The sequence below is a fragment of the Microcoleus sp. CZ3-B2 genome, assembly GCF_036705055.1.
Taxonomy (GTDB): Bacteria; Cyanobacteriota; Cyanobacteriia; order Cyanobacteriales; family Microcoleaceae; genus Microcoleus.
Genome location: NZ_JAUBTN010000064.1, coordinates 13,233 through 37,589 on the forward strand (window position 1 = coordinate 13,233; position 24,357 = coordinate 37,589).

General features: G+C 45.1%; 22 protein-coding genes and 1 pseudogene. 6 read left to right on the top strand and 17 right to left on the bottom strand.

The genetic code is table 11. The features are described 5' to 3' along the window. Positions 1–50: 50 nt before the first annotated feature. Complete coding sequence (locus tag QUA97_RS22860) at positions 51–695, bottom strand: pentapeptide repeat-containing protein (protein ID WP_194066462.1); 645 nt, start codon at positions 693–695, stop codon at positions 51–53. A gap of 1,192 nt (positions 696–1,887) precedes the next feature. Here QUA97_RS22860 and QUA97_RS22865 point away from each other — a divergent pair. Continuing rightward, positions 1,888–2,325 carry a helix-turn-helix domain-containing protein gene (locus QUA97_RS22865; RefSeq protein ID WP_194066461.1) on the top strand — a complete coding sequence of 146 codons (438 nt, stop codon included), beginning with the start codon at positions 1,888–1,890 and terminating at the stop codon, positions 2,323–2,325. Positions 2,326–2,789: 464 nt separating this feature from the next. On the opposite strand, the gene QUA97_RS22870 is transcribed toward QUA97_RS22865, so the two are convergent. Beyond that, positions 2,790–3,140, bottom strand: coding sequence for a metal-sensing transcriptional repressor (locus QUA97_RS22870; RefSeq protein WP_194010563.1), 351 nt, complete (start codon positions 3,138–3,140; stop codon positions 2,790–2,792). 293 nt (positions 3,141–3,433) lie between these two features. Here QUA97_RS22870 and QUA97_RS22875 point away from each other — a divergent pair, with 293 nt between their 5' ends. The 5 genes from QUA97_RS22875 to QUA97_RS22895 all read left to right on the top strand — a co-directional run bounded on the left by QUA97_RS22875 (position 3,434) and on the right by QUA97_RS22895 (position 8,841). After that, positions 3,434–4,711 carry an HhoA/HhoB/HtrA family serine endopeptidase gene (locus QUA97_RS22875; protein ID WP_333196277.1) on the top strand — a complete coding sequence of 426 codons (1,278 nt, stop codon included), beginning with the start codon at positions 3,434–3,436 and terminating at the stop codon, positions 4,709–4,711. 120 nt (positions 4,712–4,831) lie between these two features. Beyond that, positions 4,832–5,482 (top strand): RNA ligase family protein, encoded by a 651-nt coding sequence (locus QUA97_RS22880; RefSeq protein WP_333196280.1) that lies wholly within the window; start codon positions 4,832–4,834, stop codon positions 5,480–5,482. A gap of 183 nt (positions 5,483–5,665) precedes the next feature. Then, on the top strand, positions 5,666–8,044 hold the full coding sequence (locus tag QUA97_RS22885; protein WP_442922572.1) for an EF-hand domain-containing protein: 2,379 nt from the start codon (positions 5,666–5,668) through the stop codon (positions 8,042–8,044). A 169-nt stretch (positions 8,045–8,213) separates the two neighbouring features. Next, positions 8,214–8,441: a hypothetical protein gene (locus QUA97_RS22890; protein WP_333196283.1), complete on the top strand. Its 228-nt coding sequence runs from the start codon at positions 8,214–8,216 to the stop codon at positions 8,439–8,441. After that, positions 8,431–8,841, top strand: coding sequence for a putative toxin-antitoxin system toxin component, PIN family (locus tag QUA97_RS22895; protein ID WP_333196285.1), 411 nt, complete (start codon positions 8,431–8,433; stop codon positions 8,839–8,841). Before QUA97_RS22890 ends, QUA97_RS22895 begins: the two co-directional genes overlap by 11 nt. A gap of 45 nt (positions 8,842–8,886) precedes the next feature. On the opposite strand, the pseudogene QUA97_RS22900 reads toward QUA97_RS22895, so the two are convergent. The 15 genes and pseudogenes from QUA97_RS22900 to QUA97_RS22965 form a co-directional block, all read right to left on the bottom strand. Further along, a pseudogene (locus tag QUA97_RS22900) lies at positions 8,887–9,222 on the bottom strand (NACHT C-terminal alpha/beta 1 domain-containing protein); the annotation flags it as partial. Between the two features lie 38 nt (positions 9,223–9,260). Further along, positions 9,261–11,036 (bottom strand): GmrSD restriction endonuclease domain-containing protein, encoded by a 1,776-nt coding sequence (locus QUA97_RS22905; RefSeq protein ID WP_333196289.1) that lies wholly within the window; start codon positions 11,034–11,036, stop codon positions 9,261–9,263. 78 nt (positions 11,037–11,114) lie between these two features. Continuing rightward, on the bottom strand, positions 11,115–11,294 hold the full coding sequence (locus QUA97_RS22910) for a hypothetical protein (RefSeq protein ID WP_333196291.1): 180 nt from the start codon (positions 11,292–11,294) through the stop codon (positions 11,115–11,117). 30 nt (positions 11,295–11,324) lie between these two features. Further along, entirely contained in the window at positions 11,325–11,501 is a 177-nt protein-coding gene (locus tag QUA97_RS22915) for a hypothetical protein (protein WP_333196293.1), read from the bottom strand. Positions 11,502–11,621: 120 nt separating this feature from the next. Continuing rightward, positions 11,622–11,720, bottom strand: a complete 99-nt coding sequence (locus QUA97_RS28385; protein WP_442922574.1) for a hypothetical protein — start codon at positions 11,718–11,720, stop codon at positions 11,622–11,624. 14 nt (positions 11,721–11,734) lie between these two features. Then, positions 11,735–11,965 carry a ribbon-helix-helix domain-containing protein gene (locus QUA97_RS22920; protein WP_333196295.1) on the bottom strand — a complete coding sequence of 77 codons (231 nt, stop codon included), beginning with the start codon at positions 11,963–11,965 and terminating at the stop codon, positions 11,735–11,737. Positions 11,966–12,044: 79 nt separating this feature from the next. Next, positions 12,045–12,440, bottom strand: coding sequence for an ACP S-malonyltransferase (locus tag QUA97_RS22925; RefSeq protein WP_333196298.1), 396 nt, complete (start codon positions 12,438–12,440; stop codon positions 12,045–12,047). Further along, positions 12,437–12,811, bottom strand: coding sequence for a DUF433 domain-containing protein (locus QUA97_RS22930; RefSeq protein WP_333196300.1), 375 nt, complete (start codon positions 12,809–12,811; stop codon positions 12,437–12,439). Before QUA97_RS22930 ends, QUA97_RS22925 begins: the two co-directional genes overlap by 4 nt. 102 nt (positions 12,812–12,913) lie before the next feature. Then, a complete protein-coding gene (locus tag QUA97_RS22935; RefSeq protein WP_333196302.1) occupies positions 12,914–14,125 on the bottom strand; it encodes a glutathione S-transferase family protein in 1,212 nt (403 codons plus the stop codon). 24 nt (positions 14,126–14,149) lie between these two features. After that, entirely contained in the window at positions 14,150–15,031 is an 882-nt protein-coding gene (locus QUA97_RS22940; protein WP_442922575.1) for a tetratricopeptide repeat protein, read from the bottom strand. Positions 15,032–15,340: 309 nt separating this feature from the next. After that, positions 15,341–18,523, bottom strand: a complete 3,183-nt coding sequence (locus tag QUA97_RS22945; RefSeq protein ID WP_194066451.1) for an ATP-binding protein — start codon at positions 18,521–18,523, stop codon at positions 15,341–15,343. A 516-nt stretch (positions 18,524–19,039) separates the two neighbouring features. Beyond that, a complete protein-coding gene (locus tag QUA97_RS22950) occupies positions 19,040–20,608 on the bottom strand; it encodes a hypothetical protein (RefSeq protein WP_194066450.1) in 1,569 nt (522 codons plus the stop codon). A gap of 775 nt (positions 20,609–21,383) precedes the next feature. Beyond that, positions 21,384–21,743 carry a hypothetical protein gene (locus tag QUA97_RS22955; RefSeq protein ID WP_194066449.1) on the bottom strand — a complete coding sequence of 120 codons (360 nt, stop codon included), beginning with the start codon at positions 21,741–21,743 and terminating at the stop codon, positions 21,384–21,386. A 121-nt stretch (positions 21,744–21,864) separates the two neighbouring features. Then, the gene (locus tag QUA97_RS22960; RefSeq protein WP_333196308.1) at positions 21,865–23,244 is read right to left on the bottom strand and encodes an oligosaccharide flippase family protein; all 1,380 of its coding nucleotides are present in this window, start codon (positions 23,242–23,244) and stop codon (positions 21,865–21,867) included. A gap of 183 nt (positions 23,245–23,427) precedes the next feature. Further along, complete coding sequence (locus QUA97_RS22965; RefSeq protein WP_194066447.1) at positions 23,428–24,216, bottom strand: TIGR03943 family putative permease subunit; 789 nt, start codon at positions 24,214–24,216, stop codon at positions 23,428–23,430. Positions 24,217–24,357 lie beyond the last annotated feature (141 nt).

Sequence of the window (24,357 nt, forward strand, 5' to 3'; positions counted from 1 at the left end):
TGTTACCCTTGAGCAGCGGTTCTCACCAACCATAAAATTTAAAACATAAATTAGTCGTGGATCGTGCCGTCGGGCATCGTCGTACCCTTCAGATATACTCCGTTCAGGTTAACTTTTGTAAGGTTTGCTCCTAGGAGGTTTGCCCCGCTTAAATCAGAGGCACTTAAAATCGCTTCTGTCAAGTCTGCCCTAATTAAGCTCGCTCCCATTAAGTCGGCTCCGCTGAGGTCTACTTTGCTCAGGTTTGCGCCAATTAAATCGGATTCTGTCAGCACCGCCCTCCGCAAGTTTACTCCGTAAAGATTTACTCCGTGCAAGTCTGTGCGGCAGAGTATTGCCCGAGATATGTTGGCTCCAATTAAAGTTGCTTGGATCAGTGAAGCACCGCTCAAGTCTGCTTTGCTCAAATTTGCTCCCATCAACTCTGCTCTGTACAGGTTAGCTTCCAGTAAAAGTGCTTCTGTGAAGTCCGCTCCAGCTAAGTCGGCTCTGCTCAAATTGATTTTGGACAAATTGGCTTTGCCAAAGTTGACTCTGCTGAGTTTGCCTTTGCTGAGATTGGAGCCAATCAAGTCTGCTTCATACAGATTGGCTCCAATCAATTCTGCTTCGTAGAGATATACTTCGTGCAGGTAGACCCCACTAAAATTTCTTTCTCCTATTGCGTATAGCTTGAGCAGTTCGTCAACTTTCATTTTGGCTTCTCTACACCTTTTAAATGCAGAATACTGTCAGTTGGTTGGTTGTACCGGATGTTCTGCCATTTTAGATTTTAGATGCTGACAGGTTCACACCCAGGCCGAGAACTCTGAGACTGTTTGGGAAGTAGAAGCGCAAAACAGGATTCTCTTTGTCCCTTAATTAACAAAAAATTAAGATTAATTTTTTTAACAGCCTCGATCGCACTTTTTGAGTAAATCAAAGGAATTTTAACTCGAAAGGGCGATCGAGGCCATAAGTTCTTGCGTATAGTTGAGTTTACTGAGGAGTGGTGTGACCGCGATCGCTAATTGATGTTAGTAGTATCACATAGAAACAACCGTTTCGATCGCGACAAAGCCCAAAAAATAGCCGATAATGGTACTGTACGGCTGGGAAATTGACAATCCCACCGCCTGCGTGTTTTACTCAACAGGCGATCGATCGAGTAGTTTCACAGAGACAGGCCTGTGGCACGAAGGTCGGTTCTAGCGTCACTCGACGCAACCTGTTCAGATTGATGAAAGTGCTGATGTCGCAGGATTTCTGGCACAGCGAGAGCCAGAAATGCACTTATGGGTACAGGGAAATGTATGTGTAAAATTTCGATCGCTGGCGTACAGATTTAACCTGTTTGCTAGCACGTAATGATTAAAAGTTGCCAATATCGGCACAAAAAATACCGAAACACACCAGAAAAACGATGATAAATGTTGAGTAAAAATAGCAGAAATGGTATCGCATAAAATTTAACTAAGTAAGTCGGTGGGGAAAAACACAACTGTGTTAAGAAAGATAAATGAGGCTAAAACCCCAATCCCTCCTGCATTCTGTCTCCTGACTCCTGCCTCATCCCAACTACAAATATTTACGCCTTTCTACTTATTGCAGCGAATGTAGCAGTCAAACGGTTAACCGAGATCGGTATTAGCAATGACGCTGGTGCGATCGTCGAAGACAAAATTTACCCAAAAAGCAGGTAATTTCTCAAAAAATCTGGTTGCAGCCCCGGGCTAAACCAAGAACCAGCTTACTATCGTCTGAGTAAGCCGATGACTGAAAAAATTTGATTGAGAGCGCTTGTGTATTGCTTGATTAGCAAACAACAGGCGATCGATTGGGATGGGGCAGATTTTTATCCCTTGTCAAACAAACCTATTGTATAACGCAAATCGTGAGGTGATTGGTATGGCTGGAGTATGTAAACTTAGCATCACAGAGACAAGTGAAGAATTGAAAAGCTTGCTAAACGAACAAAAAACGGCAAGTGGCTTTCAAAAAATTCAAGCACTTTACCTGTTTAAAATTTGTCAAATTAAGACAGTTAAAGAATTAGCAATGACAATCGGCGTCAACCGAATTACTGTGCAGCGGTGGCTGAGAAAATACCGCTCTGACGGACTTGAAGGACTCCTAGAAACAAAGCACAGCGGCGGCCGCAAGCCTGCGATTCCTCCTCTAGCCCGCGCTAGTTTGGCAATGCGCCTCAGCGACCCCCAGAAAGGCTTTAAAAGCTATGGAGAAATTCAAGAGTGGTTGCAGCAGGAATACAGTATTGAAGCTTCCTATAAAGCCGTTTACGCAACAGTCAGATATCAGCTAAAAGCCAAGCTGACGAAAGTCTAGACAGTTGATATAGCCGAGTCTCAGAAAGATGAGGTACTATCCGGCATAGGGCATAGGGCATAGGGCATAGGGCATAGGGCATAGGGCATAGGGCATAGGGCATAGGGCATAGGGTTATCCTCACTTTTTTGAGAACCGCTATAGTTGATACTCGCGCGGCAAGTTAATCACCGTCCAAAAGTTTGCAAGTTTTGAAGCTTTTGAGGATTGGCTTCTTCAAGAAAAACTCAACTAATTGTTTTTGAACTAAGAATGGCGCGGGTCAGAAACCCGGTTTCTTCCTAGATACTGCGCTAGCAAACCAAGATGTTTCGCAAAAACCGGGTTTCTTTGGCATCAGTTTTGTGAAGCAAACTCGCTCTCAGAGTTTGTGAAAGATGCTTAAAAAATGTGCCATAATTTATAGCTTGCAAGTTTTGTCTAATTTGCAGGTTTTGTTATATGGAGGTAAAAATCGGCAGCAATTAAGGCAGAAACCGATCCAAAGCCGCTTTCAATTCTTCTATTTCGGTATCAATATTGCCTTCTTTAGCGGCTCGGGCGATGCACTCGGTTAAATGTTCGTCAAGAATGATTCTCGCTACGCGATCGAGGGCTCCTCTAACTGCTGCAACTTGCACGAGAACTTCGGGACAGGGACGGTTTTCTTGCACCATTGTTTTGATGCCGCGGACGTGTCCTTCAATCCGAGATAAGCGATTTACCAACCGCCGCATCGATTCTTCATCGTGATGGTGAGGGTGGGCCGATTCATTGTGATGGTGGTGGGAATTTGAGGGCAAGGATTTGTCAGTAGAAGTATCAGATACAATCATTGGGGTTATGCCATTTTAGATTTTAGATTTTAGATTTTAGATTGGGGAATGAGTTATTCGGTAAGGGTTGGCTCCCGTGTCTAGTGTTGCATTATTTTGTGAAACTGATGTTAGTAGGGAAATTTTTCAAGTTAGAATTGAGAATATGTTGAATTCGTCAAAGCTGCTGACTCATGTATTGTAACTGTCAAAATATATTTAGGATCTAGAGAGCCGCAAATAATTAAGCGGGCGCGATCGCACACCTTCGCACACCTTGACCAGAATAACTCAGAGTAACAAAGATTGACGCTATGCGACTATTTAAGTTTTTTGACCGCGCACCCCGCACAGGCGATCGCCACTTCGCCCTAATTTTAGGAATGACGATCGCCCTGAGCGTTCTAGCCATCAATCCTGCACTGGCTTTAGCAATTGACAAAAATCCGCCAAACTCGCGGCAAATGGCAAGAACAGCCCTGCAGCAAGCAGATTTGAGTTCCCCAGCGACTCTGCCAAATCCGCAAATGCTAGCGCTGCAGAGCCCGGAAATCCCGGCGGCGACAAATACCAACAGTTTTGTGACGGCGGCAGTCGATCGAGTCGGGCCAGCAGTTGTTCGCATTGATACCGAGCGCACTGTCAGCCGCAACCTCGACCCGTTAATGGAAGACCCCTTCTTCCGCAGATTTTTGGGAGAAGATTTGCGAAGCATGACCCCCAGACAAGAACGCTTGCGCGGTCAAGGTTCGGGCTTCATCATCGACAAAAGCGGGATTGTTTTAACCAACGCTCACGTAGTTGACAAAGCCGATCGAGTGACTGTCACTCTCAACGACGGGCGGACATTTCCAGGACAAGTGCAAGGTACTGACGAAGTAACGGATTTGGCTGTGGTCAAAATTAATACTAAGGAAGTTAACTTGCCCGTGGCAACCTTGGGAGATTCCGATGCGGTGAAAGTGGGAGATTGGGCGATCGCCGTGGGCAACCCCCTCGGATTTGACAACACCGTCACCTTGGGCATTATCAGCACTCTCAAACGCTCCAGTGCAGCCGTCGGCATCCCGGACAAGCGGCTCGATTTCATTCAAACGGATGCGGCCATCAATCCCGGCAATTCCGGCGGCCCGCTGTTAAACAGCAGGGGAGAAGTGATTGGCATCAACACGGCGATTCGAGCTGATGCAATGGGTATTGGCTTTGCGATTCCGATCGACAAAGCCAAGGCCATCTACGCGCAGTTAGCCAAGGGAGAACAAGTCAGCCACCCGTTTTTGGGGATTCAGATGATTGCTTTGACTCCTGAAATGGCCAGAGAGAATAATGCTGACCCCAATGCTCCTGCGATTGTCCCGGAAGTCAAAGGGGTGTTAGTGATGCGAGTTGTGCCCAATACGCCTGCTGAAGAAGCAGGGATTCGCAAGGGAGATGTCATCGTTCAAATTGACGGCGAGAAAGTGACACAGCCGGCACAGTTGCAAAATTTGGTGGAAAACAGCCAAATCGGTCAAATTCTCAAGCTGAAGGTGCGCCGCGGTGCCCAGACGAAAGATATTGCGGTTCAAACTGCTCAATTGAGGGATTTTTAGGGAAGAAGGGGAAGGGGGGAAACTGTTAGAAACCCTTTCCTTCTTCCTTCTTCCGACTTCCCTCGGACTGACATCCGTTACATCCCGTACATTGCTCGTTGCCGAACTTCCTTCCTCTATATGACACGAGTTCAACTTGCCTATCCCAAAATTCCAGATAGTAAAAATTGCCCTAACAAACAATGTATAGCTTTTGAGAAGTACGATGGCACTAATTTCCATTGGGTTTGGGAATTTGAACTCGGTTGGTATGCTTTTGGTATGCGCCGCAGTAGATTTGATTTGGATGAGACGGGAATTGCAGAATTTAATGCTGCACATCCAGGTTTAGAAACAGCACCGGAAATATTTAAGAGAGATTTTGCTAGTCCGTTAGAGTCTATATTTCGAGAGAACGAACAGTATCAGTGTGCTGAAATTACTGTGTTTACAGAGTTTTTTGGTGCTAACTCGTTTGCGGGAATGCACCAAAATGACGATCGCAAACAATTGGTGCTTTTTGATGTGGAAACCGATCGCGGTATGGTTATTCCCGATCGGTTTATTCAGGATTTTGGTAAATTAAATATTGCGCGAGTGATTTATCGCGGCAAATTAACTGGCAAGTTTATGGATGATATTCGCGAGGGGAAATACGGTGTGGATGAAGGTGTTGTGTGCAAGGGAGGCAGCAACTCTAATAATCTGTGGATGGTGAAGATTAAGACTGATGCGTATATGCAGAGATTACAGGAATTTTTTAAGGATGATTGGGAAAATTACTGGGAGTAATATCAAACTGATAGAGTAACTGTCACAAGCCAAAGTGGGAGATGTCGGCAACCCCCTGGGATTTGAGAAGACCGTTGCGTAAGTCATCAGGAATTAAAGTATATTGGTCGTAATCAATAGACAGCTAATAAAAAAATCAGGGAAAATTTAGTTATGACATCTGTGGAGCTTGAAAAAAAAGCCATGACTGAAGAAGAGGTGGCAAAGTTATGGGAAGCCTTCAAAGTATTTGACGCAGACGGGAGCGGTTCTATCTCATCAGAAGAACTGGGTCAAGTGATGCGATCGCTAGGCCAGAGTCCTAACGAAACCGATCTGCGCGACATGATTAAGGAAGTGGACGTAGACTTGTCGGGCAGTATCGATTTTGAGGAATTCAAAATGCTGATGGTGTCCCAGCAGGGCGATCGCCAGAGTCGTCTCAAAATGGCATTTAGTGTATTTGATGAGGATGACAGCGGTCAAATCACTAAAAACGAGATGCAGGGTGTGATGAGCCAGTTTGGGCTCACAGAGCAAGAGCTGGATGAGATCATCAAAGAGGTAGACAATGATGGCGATGCCTCAATTGACTTTGAGGAATTCTGCAAACTGGTACCGGATGAGTCAGAGCTCGCAACCGGATATCAAGACTCACCCGTTCCAATTGTCAGTACACAGACAACCGAGATTTCAGATAGTACAGCCGCTGCGATCGCAAGTACAGCAACTGCGATCGATGAGGCAGCTTCTGCCACTATTGAACCTAATCTAGAAGAAGCACCCACCGATAGCAATCCAGAAATAGCGCGGCTAAAAGAACTACTCGCCCAACACCCACAAACTGAGAAGAAGCGCGGTACGTCCCGCTTGCAGATGCAGATTGGTTTGTTTCGTCTGATCCAGGGAGCCGCCTACCGCAGCTTCCGCGAGAGTTTCTCCGCCAACCACCAGACTCACCTGCGCGTGAAAAATTTGCCGTACAGAATCGCTGATTTTGTGCAATTTGTCAAAACTGCGATCGCCCTTTATAAAGGATTAGGTATCGTAGAGTCTGCGTGCAACCCTGTACTGGATGCAGTCGTGAAATCGATCGAAGATGAATATGCCAGACTACAGGCTCGCATCAAGAAGTGGAAGACGATCGAAAAAACTCCAGAAATGTTGGCAGAACAAAAAGCCATGTTGGAGGCGCGGGGTAAATCTGCCACCGCCAAGGAAAAGTTTGCCGCGGGAGTCGAGTTTGCAATCACCATCAAGAAGAAGAGTCTCAACTTGCGCGACATCGCTGAGGGCGTGCTTGCCATCAACGAACTCAACCGACTGCGAAAAATGGAGCTGAGTGAGGAAATGGCACCGCCACCAGCCCAATCCGAGGGAAATCCCAAAGATTACCTGAAGAAGTGGAACCGCGTCATCCTCTCGGATGCCTCAGAGAAAATCGATGGTGCGATGATGCCCGTGGCATATTGGTATGAAGACTTTATGCCGAAGTTGCTGGCTGCCTTTAGCGTCATTACCGCAGCAGACATCCCCTTGAACACGGTGCCTGACGAAACGGCTTTAAACCAGTGGTACGAAGCCACTAAAACGTCAGGGGAATTTGGGCGCTATGGGGCGGATGTTATAGAAAGCTTTCCCAAATGCGCTCCAAAACAGCAACTGATGCTCAAACAGGCATGGCGCTTGACGCACAACTACCTAAATGGGGTACAGAAACGGCGCGAACGCATGGAGTTTGGGCGCGAGTCTGGCGAACTTTCGCAATATGTGTCATTTATCGACGTGTATCTCGATCGCAGTGAAATAAAGAATTCACAAATGCGCGTCAGCTTCCCTTACTATATTGGCCCTGCGGTGTGGCGTTTCTTCCACACTACGGCTGAAATCGTCTCTACGAAGACCCCCAAACAGCAAAAAACTCTGGTGGCCATCTTCAAGGACTTTTTCAAGCTGTTTGCCACTATGTATCCCTGCCCCTACTGCCGCCACCACCTCAACGCCTACGTGGTGCAGAATAAAGAGGTGGAAATGTACCCTGTAGAGTACCTTGTGCTTGGGCGCGACCCGCGTCTGAATAACTTTGAGGTATCAATGGAGGCAAAGCTGTCCACCGTAGTAGATGGCGCTTCCCTGCGCTTATTCTTCTGGAAGCTCCACAATACTGTCTCTTCATCAATTGCGCGATCGGAGGAGTGGTATCACAAGGATGAGAAAGCATTCTACACCACTCGTTATTGGCCCAGCATTGACTCTGAGCTAGCACGAGCCAACGCCCTCAAACACATTAGCATTGCCACCGATCGGATGTACCGCCTCTACGGTATGCTCAAACCCGCAGCACGACTGACAGGGGTGAGAGCAACATTGCAAAAACTGTTGGATAAGCGTGACTCAGAAGGCATCAAGGAGGCCTGCTTAGTTGCCCAAGATTATATCAAGGAGTTGGAGGAGGCGATCGTCACGGGACAATTCCTACAAGAGACATATTACTTTGACCCGGATCTTGTCGATCGATCTCCAGTCTTCACTCCTGAAGAAGAGGAGTTTGCTCGCAGCGGTGTGTTCGTAGAGGTTGCTTAGATATCAGCTAAAAAGTTAAGCTTTAAAGCTTAACTTTTTAGCGATTATAAAAAACTATAGGAATCCTAAATCATTGTCTAGGAGTGAAGAGTAGATTTTGAGCTTGAGGGTTGCGGTGTCACTATGCCATAATTAATGACAGCATATATTCAAAGGATTAATAAGGACTATGGCAAGCATTACGATTCAAGTTGATGAAGATATTAAGACGGCGTTTGAAGGGGCTACTTCTGAGACTCAGAAACAGTTGAGCTACATTGTTAAATTGTTTTTGAGAGGGAATTTACACAATAAAAGTTTAACTGAAGTTATGGCAGAAATTTCTGACAAAGCACAACAGCGAGGCTTAACGCCAGAGATTTTACAACAAATTTTAGCAGATGATAATGACGAATAGATTTGTCGTAGATACGAATGTTTTAATCAGTGCTTTACTGTTTAAAAATTCAGTCCCATTTCTGGCGATTGAATTAGCAGAAAAGCAAGGAATAATTTTATATTCTGAAGCGACTTTAAATGAATTAGAGCAAGTTTTGAATCGGAAAAAGTTTAATAAGTATCTTTCTTTAGAAGACAGACAGGTATTTTTGCTTAAATTTATCAGCGCGTCCGAGTTAGTCTCTATTACAGAAAAAATTGCCGTTTGTCGAGATGAAAAAGATAATAAGTTTTTAGAGTTGGCGGTTAGTGGTAATGCCAATGTAATTGTTACGGGTGATTTGGATTTATTGGTATTAAATCCTTTTCAAGCAGTAGAAATTGTTACTCCAGATATGTTTATTGATAGGTTTAGTTAATTGTAAGTTGATTTAGCGGTAGTTGGGGTGGGTTGACTTTATAGGTTAGGTTTCTAAAACAGTGCGTTGTAGCCAAATCATAATACTTTGAATCAGGTGCGGGTCTTGGGGTGAGAATGTGGGAATGGTGGGATGGGGTGAGTCGGCGATCGCGCAGATTGTCGCGTCGAAGCGAGTGAGAGAATCGAGAAAAGTTTGGCTAAAACCTGGAGGTATCGCGTCTTCGTAGAAAATGAGAATGGGGTGTTTTTCCCAGTCTATGAGTAAAGAGTAGATTTTGAGTTCCGTGAGGGTGGGGGCGATGCCCTCTGTGGATTTGGGGCCTTGGTGTTTTTTGACCAATTGCAGGTAGATGTGGTTGGCGGGGCGATCGGGTTTATCGAATTTGCTGCTACCATCTCATGCCCCATCTTCGTAAACTACTTTTGGAAAAGTTGAAAAACAGCCATTAGTTTTGGTCCTTTAGCTTCTACAGTTGAAGAGTCCTCCCTCATCAAAGCTTTTTCACCTACAAACGAAACCTCTTTTTGAGATGGAACATTAATTCTAATCACAGAGTATCCCTTGTAATTTATAGTATCAATTTTCATCAGAACATGACTCTTTAAGGGATCAGTCAAATCTGATTTGCGTATTGCATTAATTAATATCCCAACATAATCCTCTAGGGTTTTATCTAAAACCCTAGCTTCTCTATCAATTCCTACAACATATCTACCATTGATTTCAAGAGGATTAATTCCATCTAAATTTTGAATTTTTTCTGCATCTTGTTTTTTATCGACCACTCCAAGAAAAATATATCCATCATTGTTTGGATCGGAGTTTGCAATTCCGCAAATTGTTTCAACAAGTCTCTGGAGCAAATCATTATTTAGTTTTCTATTGGGTGATAGATCGAGCAAACCTTGTTTGCATTCGTACTTGGATGTTTCTATGCGAGAACGACTTAAAGAATTTTTGAATGTTTGTATCAACTCAGCACCTTGTCCCAGAGTTGATTTGTCTTTCTTCACGAAGAACTTTTGTATGAGTCCCTTCGTTTGATCAATATTCTTAGTACGATCTTTGATCGCTGCATAGCGCTTGCTTAGCTCTAACTTCTGCTGAAGCTTTTTGAGTGCTTGCATAATCTCTTGAGGGTTAGCAGGTAGTAGCTCTAAATCAATTACTAATTCAAAAAAAGCCATGAATATTGTATAGAATCCCTGCGGTATTGGATTATTAATGCCTGGGTTGACGATATTTTGTAAGCACTTATTATCTGGGCTATATGTTTCAATAGTTTCTCCAAGAATGGAGAAGGTTTTTACAATTTCTTCTTCTAGTCTATTTGAGCCATAACTTGCAAGCTTCTTCTCTATTAACTGGAAGTCATTACTCTCTTCATCGTACAGACGATCTAGCTGCTCTCTGCTTCTTGGGAGAGGTTGATCGAGTAATATAGATGCTGCAATATCTGCTATCATATCTTCATCTTTACTATCACGTAGTTCAGGTATACTAAGAATTCCTTGCTTGCACCACAACGTATTTTCTGCTTGAATCCCATAACCTTGATTATTCTGTTTGGAATCAATACTAACCTGCGGCATATCAAATAGGTTAAGCGTTTTCCGAGTATCATCCCCTCGCAACTTCATAGAAATTGTACGAACCACTTCTGCGAAGGATGTTGTTACACCTGCTTGTCGTCTTTCTTGATTGCTTAAATGCTTACCACCGGAATTTATTCTACCAAAAACCTCTGTTATGTCGCTTTCATCCATTGCAGTATAGATGGTTACTGCAAGCTGATAATCTAAAATATCTGCACATTCTTTTCTATCTAATTTATCAGAATTTTCTTGGAATTCAAATATTTTTTCATCAGCCAATTGTTTGGCATAGGAAAATTCGTTAAGATCGAAATATTTTTCATCAATTGCAAATAAGTTTTCAATGAAATCACAAATAGCATTAAGTCGCTGCATACCATCTATGATCTCATACTTTCCACTTCCATGAACTTGAGGACGTTCAGCTAGTAGAATTAAAGGAATTGGATATCCCTTTAAAATGCTTCCAATCAGTTTTTCTTTTTCGTCAACAGACCAAATTAATTTTCTTTGATACTTTCTGTTCACTAATAAGTTACCTGACCGATAGAGCCGATAAGCCTCAGTGACTGTCATTCCGCGTGGAACAATGCTCATATTTCTGCTCTCCATAAGTCAATATTTTTATAATTGTATAGTATTTTTTAAGTAAATAAGGTTTAGTTTAAAATCTCTTCATTCGCCTTCCAGCGATACACCCAATCCACAAACTCGTATAACCCCGCCTTCGTCTCCGGCAAACCGCCCTCCGGTTGCCAAATTTGACATTCGCACTAGATCCAGCAATTGCTTTTGTCCGGGTTGGTGTAGTGCTTGAATCACAGAATCAGCAAGACTAGGCAAAGATACAGTCATAGGGGATATCTCTAGAGTCAAAAGAATTACCTACAAATCAGTATCTAGGGGATTGATATCTTCCGGGGGAGGATGACGACCCCGTAATTCCTCTTCTGCCCGAATTGCCAACATACTTGACCGATTCAAATCAAGGGCTTGCACTGTTGCTCGACCGCCGTTAACCCGATCGCTTCCACAGCATTCCAAACAAAGTGAGTATTCCATCTCTGTTGACGAGGATTAAAAATATAGACAACCTCATCTTCAAGAGCGATCGCCAACTCCACCAGGCCAGTATCCTCATCTTCAAACAGAACCTGATTAACAATCACATCAACTGGAACATCAAAAGTGATGGGTAGAACTGTGACGCAAGCTGCGTTGATTAAAAGCAGTTCCTGAAATAATTACCGCCGATCGAGTCTTGCGGATTTCTGTACCCACTGAGGGATCAAAACTTACGAGCCAGATGCTTCCCAGTCGGTAATCGCTGCTTGCTGCCCTGCTTCATCCTCATCGGTTAATTGATCGCTCAGTTCATCGAGCAATAAACAGGCTTCTACCATTGCCTGCTGTTCTTGTTGTTTGCGCCATGCTTGCAATAAAAGCTCAATTAGCCGACTGCGATTTTCTACACGATCGTCAATGTAACGCACTAGCTCATCAGGCAAAGATATAGATACTTTCATAAAAAATACTTGATAGTGTTGGAAACTCAGTTTTTTTGCCTTGTTCGGCTAGCAGCACTGCCTTATTTATTGCCTCGCTCTACGGAACAAAAAGACGACCAACGCCCATCCAGGTTTCGATATCCAGCAAGATTTCCAGAATACGGTCAACACAACGATTTCGATAGACTCGATCGCCTAAAAATCGATCGGCATCTCCAATCGTAATCACAGGTAGGGAATCCACTGTATTTTCTTCTCGGATCACCTGTTCCAGGGAGTCTTCACCCCTCATGCTGCGGTTGGCAGTAAGCAAAATCATCTGATTTGCCTGAGCAAGTCGCCAAACAACTCGATCGTTACTGTCGATCGACAAATTCATCTGCTTGAAGGTGACAACCCGAATTGGAAGTAGATTTAACCAGCCTTGACTCGCAATATTTCCTAATAAAATCTCTGCATGACCTCCGAGATTGTGATCTATAAGAAAATTCATGCTTCTAGTTCGTGTTTGGCTTTCTGCTCTCGGAGTTTTGCCCAAAGAGCCTCTCGACCGGGTTTGGGTGGCATCGCTGCAACACGGGCTGAATGTTCGCGATTGCGTTCTTCCCAGTAATGCTGAATTTCCTTAGCTTGCCTTAAAACAATTTGATATTCTGCTTCGACTTCTGCACGATTTGCCTCAATGTAGGATAAAGCAACGTTAATCTGATCGTCTGTTAAGTCAAACAAGGAACGGATAAATTTCGCGGGATATTGAGCCGTCAGGTAGTCCATCACATCATAGAGAGTGATGCGCGTACCTGAAATTGTCAGTCCGCGCTCTGTACGAATAATGATTGGTTGGTTGTTGGATACTGAAACCATATCCAGAGCCTCTAAAACAACTTACTAAATCACCCGATCGTACATCACAAATCTGTGATGTCGTGTTTGGAGAAACCTTTGAGCAAATCCACCAGACTCTCCCTACACAAAATTAGCCGGATCTTGATCTCGCCGATGCTTCAACAGAATCGGAGAACCTTGGCCATCACCCACCAAAGCCGCCGTTTCCTCCAACGCTTCCCTCAGCCGCTTGGCCGCGTAAATGGACATATCGCGGGGCACATTCACCCGATCGCGCAAATACCGCAAAGCCGCATCAGAACCAGCCGGCGGCGTACAAACTTCGCCAGTCATCATCAAAGTTAAAGCACAACGCAAAGCCTCATCGAATAAGTTGTCATCAGCAGGATTGACTCGAACGATGTTGCGCTGGTGCTTAATGACGCGGTGAAGAGCTTCAGCGCGGGAGGTTTCCGGTTCTGGATACATCACATCCGGGAGTCCAGCCCACGGCCCATTATCCACGCGGGCTTTGTTGAGTAGCATCTGCGGTTCGCCGTTTTCATAACAGCCGCCCATCTGAGGTGGTAAATCGTGGACGTGGGTGTGAAAGTCGCTCTGAGTGCCGCGATAGGTGGGGCGGCTTTCCATCGCCGCAAACCAGTCAGCAAAGCGCGGGTTTTCTTCCGGCATCGAGTAGCCTTTGTAGTAGTAAAGACTGGCATTCATCCGTTCGACGTAGGGCGTAAAGATCACATCCGCAGTGCCAAATTCATCGAGGAAATAAGGCCCGGATGTGCTAGCCAGAGCTTTTTCTACTTCGGCGACGACACTGATAAATTGGTTGCGGTTGTGCTGTTCTACTTTGGCTGAACTCGCCGGGTAACACAGCCAAGAGCACCAGGCCCTAAACAGCAGTCGCTCTAACCGCCGCATGGGTATTACTGCCGGGTTTTCCATGCCCAAACCCAAGGGGCCATAGACTCGTTCGAGGGCGATTAAGATGTCATCGCTTTCGGTGATGATGCGGCCGTCTAGTTCGATCGCCGGTAACATTCCCGACGGCACTTTGCGCTTGTACCAGCTTTCCTTTTCCCCATAGCAGAACATGGTAACTTTTTCAATGCGGTAGGGGATTTGTTTTTCTTCCAACCACAACCAAATTTTCTGGCAATAGGGACACCACGCATGATTGTCACGGTACAGGGTGACTCTCACGTCGGATTCTGGATGTCCGAAGAGGCGCAAGCGGGCTTGAGAATTGGTTGGCCCGTTGGTGCGATCGACTTGAAAGTCTGTGAGTGCCTCCAATTCTGTCCAGCTTAGGGGGGCGAGGCGATCGGTGGTTGTCATAGTTAAATTGGGCTGATAATAAGCTTAGGGCGATGTCTGGGGAGGAGGTGGAGCGTCTTGAATTTTAACCAGTGCTGCTTTCATTTCAGGAGTGGCTAGGAAGTTTTGGGTGGCTGAAATCAAACGATCGCCCCAGAGGTTTTCTTTGAGAAAATCTACAGTGGCATAGCGTCTGTCTAATTTCAGGGCGGCTTCTCCCATTGCTAAACCTTTTTCTTTGTCGCCTTTGCTGTAGAGTGCTACTGCTAGAGCTAGCATTGGTTCTGCTGCTTTGTTGTCGATCGCGATCGCTTGTTGCCAGCGTTTGATTGCGCCATCGGCATCTCCGGTTTCGTATTTGACTAATCCGATATTGTTGATAGCGGGCCACAGGTTTTTTTCTAAAGCAAAGGCTTTTTCGTACTGGGCGATCGCATTATCAAACCGCTTGAGCTTGTAAAAAGCGTTGCCCAAATCAAATAATGCGCCCGGAGTGTCTGGCTTTATTTTCAAACCAGCTTGCAGGTATTCGGCTGCTTTTTCGTACTTCGCTTGCCGAAAGTAAGCTTCTCCCAAGACAAATTTAATTGAGGGATTTTCTGGCGATAGAGATTGAGCTTGCCCCAAAGCTTCAATCCCTTTGTCCAACTGTTCGACTTGAAGGTACAAGCTGCCTAACAAAGTCCAAGCTCGATCGTTCTTGGGGGCTAACTGTGTGGCGAGTGCGGCTCTGGGGATGGCGAGTTGGTACTGCTGGAGTCTGGCTAGCTGGACTGCTTCTTCAGCAAGGCTCAAGGCTGTCTGGTCGAGTTGGGCCGAGTCGATTTGCAGGGTGTAAGGCAGGAGTGCCTGTGCGACAACGGGCTTGGGCATTGTCCCCAAAAAAAGCGCGATCGCCAGAGATATTAAAGAAATGCGATTAGGCACTGTACAGCCCCAGGAAAAAATATAATGGTTTCTCGATCGCCTATAATAACTCATATTTTTGAGTTTTGATATTGCTTCCTGACTCGCAACGTTTTGCGGTTTTCTGTTAAATTGTTCCCAGATTCTGTTTTGCACTCAGGGATAATATTTTTGATTCACTGCTTTAGAGAGGACTGAAATCCTTACTTAAAACCAGAGGATTTTTTTATTTTAGCAACTTTAGTGAGTTAATAAAGTCTGTTAAATACTGCTTTAGAGAGGACTGAAATCCTTACTTAAAACCTGAGACTTTTTTGTTTTTAGCAATATTTAGTGAGTTAATAAAGCCTGTTGAATTTGGTCTAACAATTGTGCTACCGATAAGGAAGAAGGCAAAATTTTAGCCGATACTTCTTGCAGCAAAAAGTCGATCGCCTCGGATTCTGAATTTACAACAGATCGATAATCCCAGACTAAAATTGGCAGTTGTCCAGTCATTTGTCGCAGGTTCGAGAGCGCTTGCAACATAGCAGTTGATTCTGAGGGGGCATCTCGCAAGCACAGCAAAACTAAGTCAACGCTTTGATATTGCAACTGCTGCAAAACTTCTCTCCAGCAGGGTGCGATCGACCCTCGGAATCCTGCGGTTTGGATGTATTGAATAAAAGCTTGAAAGTTGGGAGTACAAAACTGGGAATTGGGCATGGGAATCTCGGCATTTGTCGATCGATCGCCATTTTTCAATTCTTTTGTTATATTCTCCCCAGCCGCGCGGTGCAAGTCCGGTAAAGTCGAAATGTCAGCCAATAAAATGCTGGGCTTCCAACTCATGCCCGCAGCTACTTGAATCACTTGCCACAACGCAGAGGCGCCCAAAAGAGTGCCTTCGGGACTGCCGGCTGCCAAACAGGGAAATACCGACAATCCTTTGATTTGATTGGCCAGTTGCGTAGTTGCTGGGTCTAAAGTCACCAAGGGGAGAGAACCCAAATTTCGAGACCGACTTAACTGTTCAATAAAAGCTAAGGGGTTTTGCAGTTGACTTGTACTGTCCAAAACGATCGCCGAAGGCCGCCAAATTCGGGCGACGAGTTCTGCTTGGTCGAGGTCGTCTGCCTCTAAAACCCGGCAGTAGGTGGGATTTAGCAGTAAAGCGGAACCTTGAGACGAACTATTTTGCGGGCTTAGCCACAACACGGTTAAAGAATTTATCACCTTGTTGCTACTAGCATTACTTTGGCCGATCGAATCTGCCAGCAACCTTCGCAAAGCGGGTTCTTCCACCGGCAAGCTCAAAAAGCCTTCGGCGCGGTTGATAGCAGCCCGTTCTTTTTCGCCTCTGGTGGCTGTGACGATCGCCGGAATCGATCGGGTATCTGGATCGCTCTTGAGCAGCGTCAGCACGTCCCAACCGGACAACAGGGGCAGCAGCGGGTTGAGGAATATCGCTTCGGGACTGAACCTGCGGGCTTTTTCCAGGGCTTCGGTGCCGGAACGGGCGACTATTACTTGGTAGCCCAAACTGGAGAGGACGTTGGTTAAATCTTCGATATATTTGGGAACTGCTTCGACTATTAATACTAAACGAGAGCGAGAATTGGCGATCGGATGCTGATATTTTGGTTTGAATAATTCTTCCTCGGCCAAAGCAGGCGGTGGGGATTCTTCCCCGCAGTTTCCGGGAGGATTTGGCGGCAGCAGCAGGGTAAATTCAGAGCCTCGGTTTTCTGAGGAAATAAACGAAACGTCTCCGCCGTGGAGCCTCGCGAGCCTTTGAGTGAGTACCAGTCCGAGTCCGGTTCCTTGAAAACGTCTGGTCAGGGGGCTTTCTAGCTGTTGGAATTTTTGAAAGATCAGGTGCTGTTTGTCGGCGGGGATGCCGATGCCGGTGTCCCAAACGGTGAAGGCGAGCCAACCTTCCCAAACATTTACTTTCAATCCGATTTTGCCGCCGGCTTCGGTGAATTTTAGGGCGTTGGCAAGGAGATTGACGAGCATTTGTCGCAGCCGCAGTTCGTCGGCAATCAAATAGCTCAGTCCCGGTTCTATTTCGAGTGTAAATTCTATTTTTTCTGACGGTTCTGCCTTTGCTTCGCCGTTTGTTTTGGGGGGAGATTTTTCTTCTTGCTGTTGCAGTTGTTTTGCTTGTTCAAAGGCTCTTTTGCAGGTTGCTGCTATTTCTACGGATTCGGGAATTAGTTCTAGCTGCCCGGTTTCCATGCGGGTCAAGTCTAAAATGTCGTTAACTATTGTCATCAAATGCCGTCCGCTTTGATGGATTAGTTTGGCGTAACGTGATTGCCGGTCGTTGAGTTCTCCGATCAATTTATCTTTGAGGAGGCTTGACAAACCGAGGACGGCGGTGAGCGGGGTTTTTAGTTCGTGGCTGATGCAGGATAAAAATTCGTCTTTTAGTCGGTTGAGGTGGATTAAGTCTGCGTTTTTTGCTGCTAGTTCTTTGGCGACTAAATGTTCTTCGGTGACATCTTGTCCCATGACTAAAATTAGCTGGTCTCCGAGCGGCTGTTTGACAAATTGCCAGATCCGTTCTTGACCTGTTTGTACCGGGCAGTCGCAAATGTATGTGTCTGGTTTGCCTGCGATGGCGCACCAAGCTGGAGCGGTTAAGGTTGATGGGGAGGCGGCTGAGTACAGGGGTAGCGCGCAACTGCTGGCGGAGGCTGCATCCCGATCGCCCGATCGACTTACTCCTACTAAGCTCCTGCACTCAGAGGTGATAGCCTCGAATTGCACAGTCTGGTATTCGGTGGTTACATGGCTTGGTTGGTGGGACGAGTGTTTGCCCAAATTTGCTGCTGGTTCTGGAATTGGTTGAGGCCCGGCTCCCAGCAAAATCCGCCACGCTGCGTTTTGACTGACTATTTGTCCGCTGGGGGTTTGCAATCTCAGCGGTAGGGGCAGTTTTTCTAGGAGTTGGACTAGGGAGTTAAGGTTTTCCGAGGGTTTCAATCCCGCTTCTAAAAAGCGCCCTTTGCCCTCGGCGGTGGCTAGCGCCGAGGAAACGGGTATTAATTCGATTTCTTTGACTGCTGTTGACTCCGCCTGACTGCTGCTGTTGAGTGTGGCGATATATTGCAGCAGGCTCAGGCTCTCTAGGAGTCCTAAAAATTTACCGCTGGCATCTGTAAGGGCGATCGGGCTTTTGGAGAAACCGCCGACGCTTTGGCTGTGGGCTGGGCTATTTAGTTGTTCTTTTTGCAGGTACTGCCAGAATTCGCTGACACTCAAAGCGGCCGGTACTATGGTGATGGGTTCGATCGCGATCGAGCTTTCCGACAAAAGTTGCTCTCCGTCGTTTGTGCGCGAGTCCGTGCCCATCCAAAGGCTGCGGAGGTAAACTAATCCTAGGGGCTCCTTCTGTTCGTTGACTACTGCGACTCGATCGCAATTTCCCTCCATGAAAATTGACCGCAGCGATTCTAGTGTCGCCGTTGGTCGGCACAGTGGCACTGGGGAGATAAAATTCTTGAGACTGGGGTTAGTGGTTGGCATAACAAACCTGAGAGTCTGCTATTTATAGCAGTAATATTTTTGATACCCAATGTACCTGCGGATTTCTGTATCTTATTAATTTTATATCAGTTCGCTATCTAGTCCGGGATCGACCCAAAAAGAGCGAGTTCGATGCCTGCACTTGATTTGAGGCGATTACTAATTATTTTAAGGCTTAAGCTTAATTGCAGAAATCAAGCTCAGGGTGCTTGACATTGAAGCCAAGGAACACACTTTAGTTATTCTTCTGTTAGAAAGCTTATCCTTATTTATTGGGTCGTTAAGATTGGTTACAATTGATGTTGAAATGATTTTGATTGTGTAAACAAATTTGTCAGAGCGATCGACATGAATCTCGCTGTGTTATGGAGCATCTCCGGTTTTGTAACAAGCACTTTTTGGCGCGAGGCTGTTGTGCAAATAAACGTTTTATATCTCGACCAACTGAAAATCGTTAACTTTTTTCAAACTCTCAAACTCTCTCCACCTGCGATCGCCATAAAGTATAAAATCGATTTACGGCAGCCAGCGGGGATGATAGCCGGCAAAGGGAAGTTCTTCGGGCTGTACTTTTGCAGCAGAACCGTCTGGAGGTATTTCTAATAGGGGTAGCACCCAGAGGCGGCTGGTGGCGATCGACTGTCCGCCGGAGTTGCGGGGACTGTCTGCTGCTGACGGTTTTGCTGATGTAACTAATTGGTCGAAAATTAATGCCAGACCGTCGGGAGATAAACTGATTTGGGTATCTAATTGGTTCGGCAAAACTAGCAGCGGTTTGATGGTTCCTACCAAACGAGTGCCTTCTTTTTTGAGGTCGATGGTCGCGATAAAAGGCTGTTCTGTGTAGCTTTCTGTTTCGAGGCGTTGGGCTAACAAACAGTAAAGACGCTGGAATTGATTGTCTTTGTTTTTGCGCGGGTCGAAATAAACGGAGATAATGCTGCCGGGAATCCGCAATATTTCTTGTTCCACACCTTGGTTGTCTAAGATGAAAAGCGATCGAGTAAAGTCGCCGTTGTATTTAACATAGGCGGCGGCGGAGTTGTCGCGGGCCAGGCCCAATACTTGTTCGTATTTTGGTAAAAGTTCTACTGGGTCTGCTTCTGGTTTAAGCGGGACGATCGCTAATCCTTGTTTTTGAGATATTACCACCGATTTGCTGTCGGGCCGAATCATAAAATCTCCGCCTTGTTGATTTTCCAATGGTCGGGGCGGTAATTTTTCTTCGAGAATCCAAGGGCTGAAATCGCTGGGATTGCTGCGGTTGACGCGCTGAATCAGGATGATTTTTCCGTCGGCTGAAAGGTCAAATTTTAGGTTTTGGTAATCTTTGGAGTCTAGTAGTTTGTCGATTCTACCTGCTGGCTGTTTTTGTTGGGGTTCTTCTCCGGGGGATTGGGGATTGAGGCCGGTGGTGACTGTAAATAGTTCTTGATTTAGGGTGCCGCGAGTACGGGCGATCGATCGATCTGTGGCTGAGAATAAAATGCGATCGCCCCCGGGATAGGGTTTAAAATCGGTGACAACCAAATCTTTGGGAGTCAGGGGTATCGGTTTCGATTCGCTGCTGGAGAGATTGACTAGCATTAATCTGCTTTCTGTTTCGCCTTGAACGCCGATATAAGCAAAAGCCCGATCGCGAGTGCGAAAGGAACTGCTAAACGGCTGCATTGGCGTGCCTTTATATTGGTTGTTTTCTCCGAAATACTTGTCCGTTGCACCAGCGAGTTTTAATGTGTAGGTAACGCCGTAGGGTGCTGGATCTTGGAGGGTGTAAGCCATGCGCCGTCCCGCCCAACTAAATTTACCGGGGAGGGGAGGTTCTAGCGTTAAGTTTTCCTCGACGGTGGAGTGGTTCATCGGGCGAAAGAAGGTGAGGAGAAAGCCGGTATCTCGCGCGCCGATTTGTTTGTTTTCCCAGCTAAATTCTCGCACTCTGGGCGCTGTGCGATCGCCACTCAGCAGCAGCAGTCCGATTAAGACGCTCAACATTAACATCAGAAAGATGGCCGTGCGGTCGATCGGCTGTTTGAACGGCAGAATACCGAAGAATGAAGGATTAAATTTTTTGTTAAAAATATTCACAAATTGTTCTCTCCTATTTCTGGTGAAAAATCACTGCCCAATTTTCCCTCTTAAATTTTACATTCCCAGGCGCACCCAGCTCAAAAACCCGATTTGGCGATCGGAGTTTCATATCAACTCCGGTTGACGATCATAGCAAAAACAGTTCGTAGTGAGGACTTCACCGCACTACGAACCAATCCGAGAGCGATCGCCACCGCGTCCAAAACTCCTAATAATTCAGACGGCTACTTAGCCCAGAGCCATTATTTCACGAATTCTTGACGATTGGTATATTGGAACTCTGATTAACCGCTGACAGTGTATAGGGCGATTGCGGTTCGGGATATAACTTAGAATATTTGCTATCGTAATGCCTGACCTCAAAATAGTTTAAATTTGATGGGTGAGGCTTATATATAGAGAAACATTCCCAAAGACAAAAAGTTGCTGCACTCTCTAAAGACCGGACATCCACTATTTGATTTTTGAAGAAACGACCTGATTTTATCCAGTGTTTCATCTGCTTTATTGACAAACAGTAAAATGCTGCGTTAGGATTGTTAAATTCGGCAAATCTTACACCTTCTATCTCTACACTAGATAGCTTGTTTATTACCAATGGTTGCGTTATCGTCAAATCAATATATCCCTTAGTCCCTTGATACATTTCATAACGGTTTGGGTAAAGAATTGCATTTTCATACCCGCTTTGTTGGTTGAATTTTTCTAGTTTTTCTAGAGTGAAAGCATCCGACAAAATAATGTCATCTTCTATAAATAAAAACCCTTCAAATTATTCTACTTTTTCAACAAACTCTTCCTGAAGCCTAAACTCTACAAACCTTGGGTCGCATTCAGGATATTCTGGTACCTGAACGCACTTAGTTTGATATTCAGGCAAATAAGCTGTAACGTGCCTGTTCGGTAGAGTTTGGATCGAAATACTCAGATTGCAATGAGCAAAACTTGTCCACAGTCCGTCTATGGTGTGCGCGAGTCTCTCTATCTTTGCTGCCCCTTTTTCTGGATTGTTAGATTCTTCAACTGATGTAATATGCGCGACAGCAACAAAGACTTTGGGGCGTTCTTGTTGGGGCTGTTCGTTTTCTCGAAATAAATTTATGATCGGTTTTTTTTGATAAAAAAGCATCATTTTATATACCTAACAACCGATCGCGATATTTCTTGTAACAAAGCAATTTGGAAAAAGATAAAGTGTATTACTTTTCTTTTTAGTGTATATTCATCTGACCTACAGACAATCTCCTTTGTGTTTACTTAAATAGTTGATTGATCGGTACTAAATCCATCGGTGATATTTTGTCGATAGGTAGTCCCCAACCGAGGACATACATTCTAATGCAAAGTATGCCAGCTAGTACGCCTAAGAACAGTGCTGTCAATTGGATATCCTCCCAAAAACAAGTTAGCCTTTCTTTCCAAAGACCGTAGCTGGTTACTAAATAAGTAGGAATATCACCGACAGCTACAGCAATCACAGCACCTAAATTACCCAAAAAATGATATCCGACTGGGATGCCAATAGTGATACTCAAGAAAGTTACCAGATTGCCCATAGCTGCATATTGAGATTTGCCAACCGCTAACAAACAAGAACCCATCAAATTGTGGAGAGTAGTGTGCCAGATACCTAAAGCCAAGATTGGCATCATCCAAGATGCTGCCATATACTCTTTCCTGTACAATGTTAAAATGACCTGATCTCCAAAGCTCACAAAAATTGCTAAGCCTACGGCTAAAGGTATCAGGATTAAGTTGCGGTTTTTAATAATTTTGGCGCGCAATTCCTCACGAGGCAATTCTGCTAGCATCGAAATTGAGGGGAAAATCACCCTACCTGCGAGGGCGATGATCACTTGGCGCGGCATATCGCCGAGGGTAAAAGCGATGCCGTAAATGCCCAACATTGTTAAAGTAAAGATTTTCCCTAGAACTAGGCGATCGGCTTGAGAGCACAGAAAAAATAAAATCGTCGATAAAAATATCCATTTTCCATAAGAAAATATTTCTTTAGCGGCTTCTTTGTCCCAAGCGAAGCGGTTTGACTTGCCGGGAATCAAAAAATGGCTCCATACTAACTCTATTATAGAGTTAGCAAAACCGCCGGCGAGGATAGCCCAGATTGTAGGATGGAAAAAAGCCCATACAATCATCACTGTAGTAGAAATTGCCTGTATCCCCAACTCAAAAAGCACTACTTGCTTGATGCTCATTTTGCGTTCGAGGGTGGATACGGAAGTGGATTTGAACCCTCCTATTAGGGTATTTATACTTATGCAGGGAAGCAACCACAGGAGACGCGGTTCTTCATAAAAGTTAGCAACTGGCCAGGTGATTAACATTAAACACAACCAAACAAACAAGCTGCGAAGAACTTGCATTGTCCAAGCGGTGTTGAGAAATTCTGGCTCGTTCCCGCGCTTGTTTTGAATGATGCTTGGGCCCAAACCTATGTCTGTGAATAGGTGGACACCTGTGATGAAAACGTAGGCTAGACCCATTAAACCAAATAGTTCGGGCAAAAGCAGGCGGGTCAAAATTAGGTTGCTGCCAAATCGGATAATTTGACTGCTTCCATAGCTGGCGATCGTCCAGAATGCGCCTTTGATGGCTAATTTTTTTTCTGATGACATATACTCTAAACTTATTTCCTAATTATGAGTCTAGTTGCTGAATCGGTAGTTGGCAATTTCTACAGGATGCTGCAGCCATTTTTTAGCGAACTTTATCATATCTTCATTTTCTGATTGTAGGACTGGCCCGACACACATTTTACAATCAGAAAGATAAAATTTAATCTGCAACCAGCTCCACATCTAATAATCATAAGGGTTTTTTGGTTCGGGAATTGGTTTGAGGGAGGATGCTTGAATGATTAATTTGCGCTTACCTTGTAGTTCTTCTACGATTGTTTCTCCTTCTATTTCTAGCCAACTGTCTGGGGGAAAAGAGGCGCGGTTTTGACCGATCGCTAATTTGACCGGCAACCCGATCGGATAGGCATCCGCCGCGCAGCAGGTAATGATAAAACGCCCGATCCACATATATTGTTCTGCTATGTTGGGCGGGTGAATCACAAATCCTTTAACCTTGACTTTTTGATCTCTGTATGTATCTGGTTCGGGATTAAAATTTAACAGCCGCACCCATTCGACGAGCGATCGATTTTCGGGTTTTGTAGTATTGCGAAATTCTTGCGGTTGCAGTCTGGTGATGGGCAGAGATTCGGTGAGACCTCGTTCCAATGCTGTCTGGCTGGTAAATGTGCGGGGCGTTACTGCTAAACCGATTAATGCGACGCTCAGCATTAAGGTGCTGCCGATGCTGGGGGGAAATAAAGTAATGTGTTCAACTTCTGTGATTCTGGGAGAGTTGTTGGCTGGGGATGTCCGGAATTGTTTGTTGGCGCGATCGACCTTTAAGAGTTCCCAAATCTTAAATCCGCCAATCACCATTAAGCCGATTCCTCCCGCGACTGTCAAGCCAAAGTAATTGGGGTGAATCAGAATGCTTAATTTGCCTGTAATCCAATATTTGAGGAGCAATATTCCCCAGGCTAGGATAGCTAGGGCGTCCAGCCAAGGGCTAAGTTTTTTAAGATTCATGTTTTAAGAGTCATTAGTTATTAGTCATTAGTCATTAGTCATTAGTCATCAGTCATCAGTCATCAGTCATTAGTTATTGGTTATTGGTTATTGGTTATTGGTTATTGGTTATTGGTTATTGGTTATTGGTTATTGGTTATT

Bases quoted from the DNA above. Each gene is read 5' to 3' on its own strand.
- QUA97_RS22860 (WP_194066462.1), bottom strand. From the start codon at position 695: ATGAAAGTTGACGAACTGCTCAAGCTATACGCAATAGGAGAAAGAAAT.
- QUA97_RS22865 (WP_194066461.1), top strand. From the start codon at position 1,888: ATGGCTGGAGTATGTAAACTTAGCATCACAGAGACAAGTGAAGAATTG.
- QUA97_RS22870 (WP_194010563.1), bottom strand. From the start codon at position 3,140: ATGATTGTATCTGATACTTCTACTGACAAATCCTTGCCCTCAAATTCC.
- QUA97_RS22875 (WP_333196277.1), top strand. From the start codon at position 3,434: ATGCGACTATTTAAGTTTTTTGACCGCGCACCCCGCACAGGCGATCGC.
- QUA97_RS22880 (WP_333196280.1), top strand. From the start codon at position 4,832: ATGACACGAGTTCAACTTGCCTATCCCAAAATTCCAGATAGTAAAAAT.
- QUA97_RS22885 (WP_442922572.1), top strand. From the start codon at position 5,666: ATGACTGAAGAAGAGGTGGCAAAGTTATGGGAAGCCTTCAAAGTATTT.
- QUA97_RS22890 (WP_333196283.1), top strand. From the start codon at position 8,214: ATGGCAAGCATTACGATTCAAGTTGATGAAGATATTAAGACGGCGTTT.
- QUA97_RS22895 (WP_333196285.1), top strand. From the start codon at position 8,431: ATGACGAATAGATTTGTCGTAGATACGAATGTTTTAATCAGTGCTTTA.
- QUA97_RS22905 (WP_333196289.1), bottom strand. From the start codon at position 11,036: ATGAGCATTGTTCCACGCGGAATGACAGTCACTGAGGCTTATCGGCTC.
- QUA97_RS22910 (WP_333196291.1), bottom strand. From the start codon at position 11,294: ATGACTGTATCTTTGCCTAGTCTTGCTGATTCTGTGATTCAAGCACTA.
- QUA97_RS22915 (WP_333196293.1), bottom strand. From the start codon at position 11,501: ATGGAATACTCACTTTGTTTGGAATGCTGTGGAAGCGATCGGGTTAAC.
- QUA97_RS22920 (WP_333196295.1), bottom strand. From the start codon at position 11,965: ATGAAAGTATCTATATCTTTGCCTGATGAGCTAGTGCGTTACATTGAC.
- QUA97_RS22925 (WP_333196298.1), bottom strand. From the start codon at position 12,440: ATGAATTTTCTTATAGATCACAATCTCGGAGGTCATGCAGAGATTTTA.
- QUA97_RS22930 (WP_333196300.1), bottom strand. From the start codon at position 12,811: ATGGTTTCAGTATCCAACAACCAACCAATCATTATTCGTACAGAGCGC.
- QUA97_RS22935 (WP_333196302.1), bottom strand. From the start codon at position 14,125: ATGACAACCACCGATCGCCTCGCCCCCCTAAGCTGGACAGAATTGGAG.
- QUA97_RS22945 (WP_194066451.1), bottom strand. From the start codon at position 18,523: ATGCCAACCACTAACCCCAGTCTCAAGAATTTTATCTCCCCAGTGCCA.
- QUA97_RS22955 (WP_194066449.1), bottom strand. From the start codon at position 21,743: ATGATGCTTTTTTATCAAAAAAAACCGATCATAAATTTATTTCGAGAA.
- QUA97_RS22960 (WP_333196308.1), bottom strand. From the start codon at position 23,244: ATGTCATCAGAAAAAAAATTAGCCATCAAAGGCGCATTCTGGACGATC.
- QUA97_RS22965 (WP_194066447.1), bottom strand. From the start codon at position 24,216: ATGAATCTTAAAAAACTTAGCCCTTGGCTGGACGCCCTAGCTATCCTA.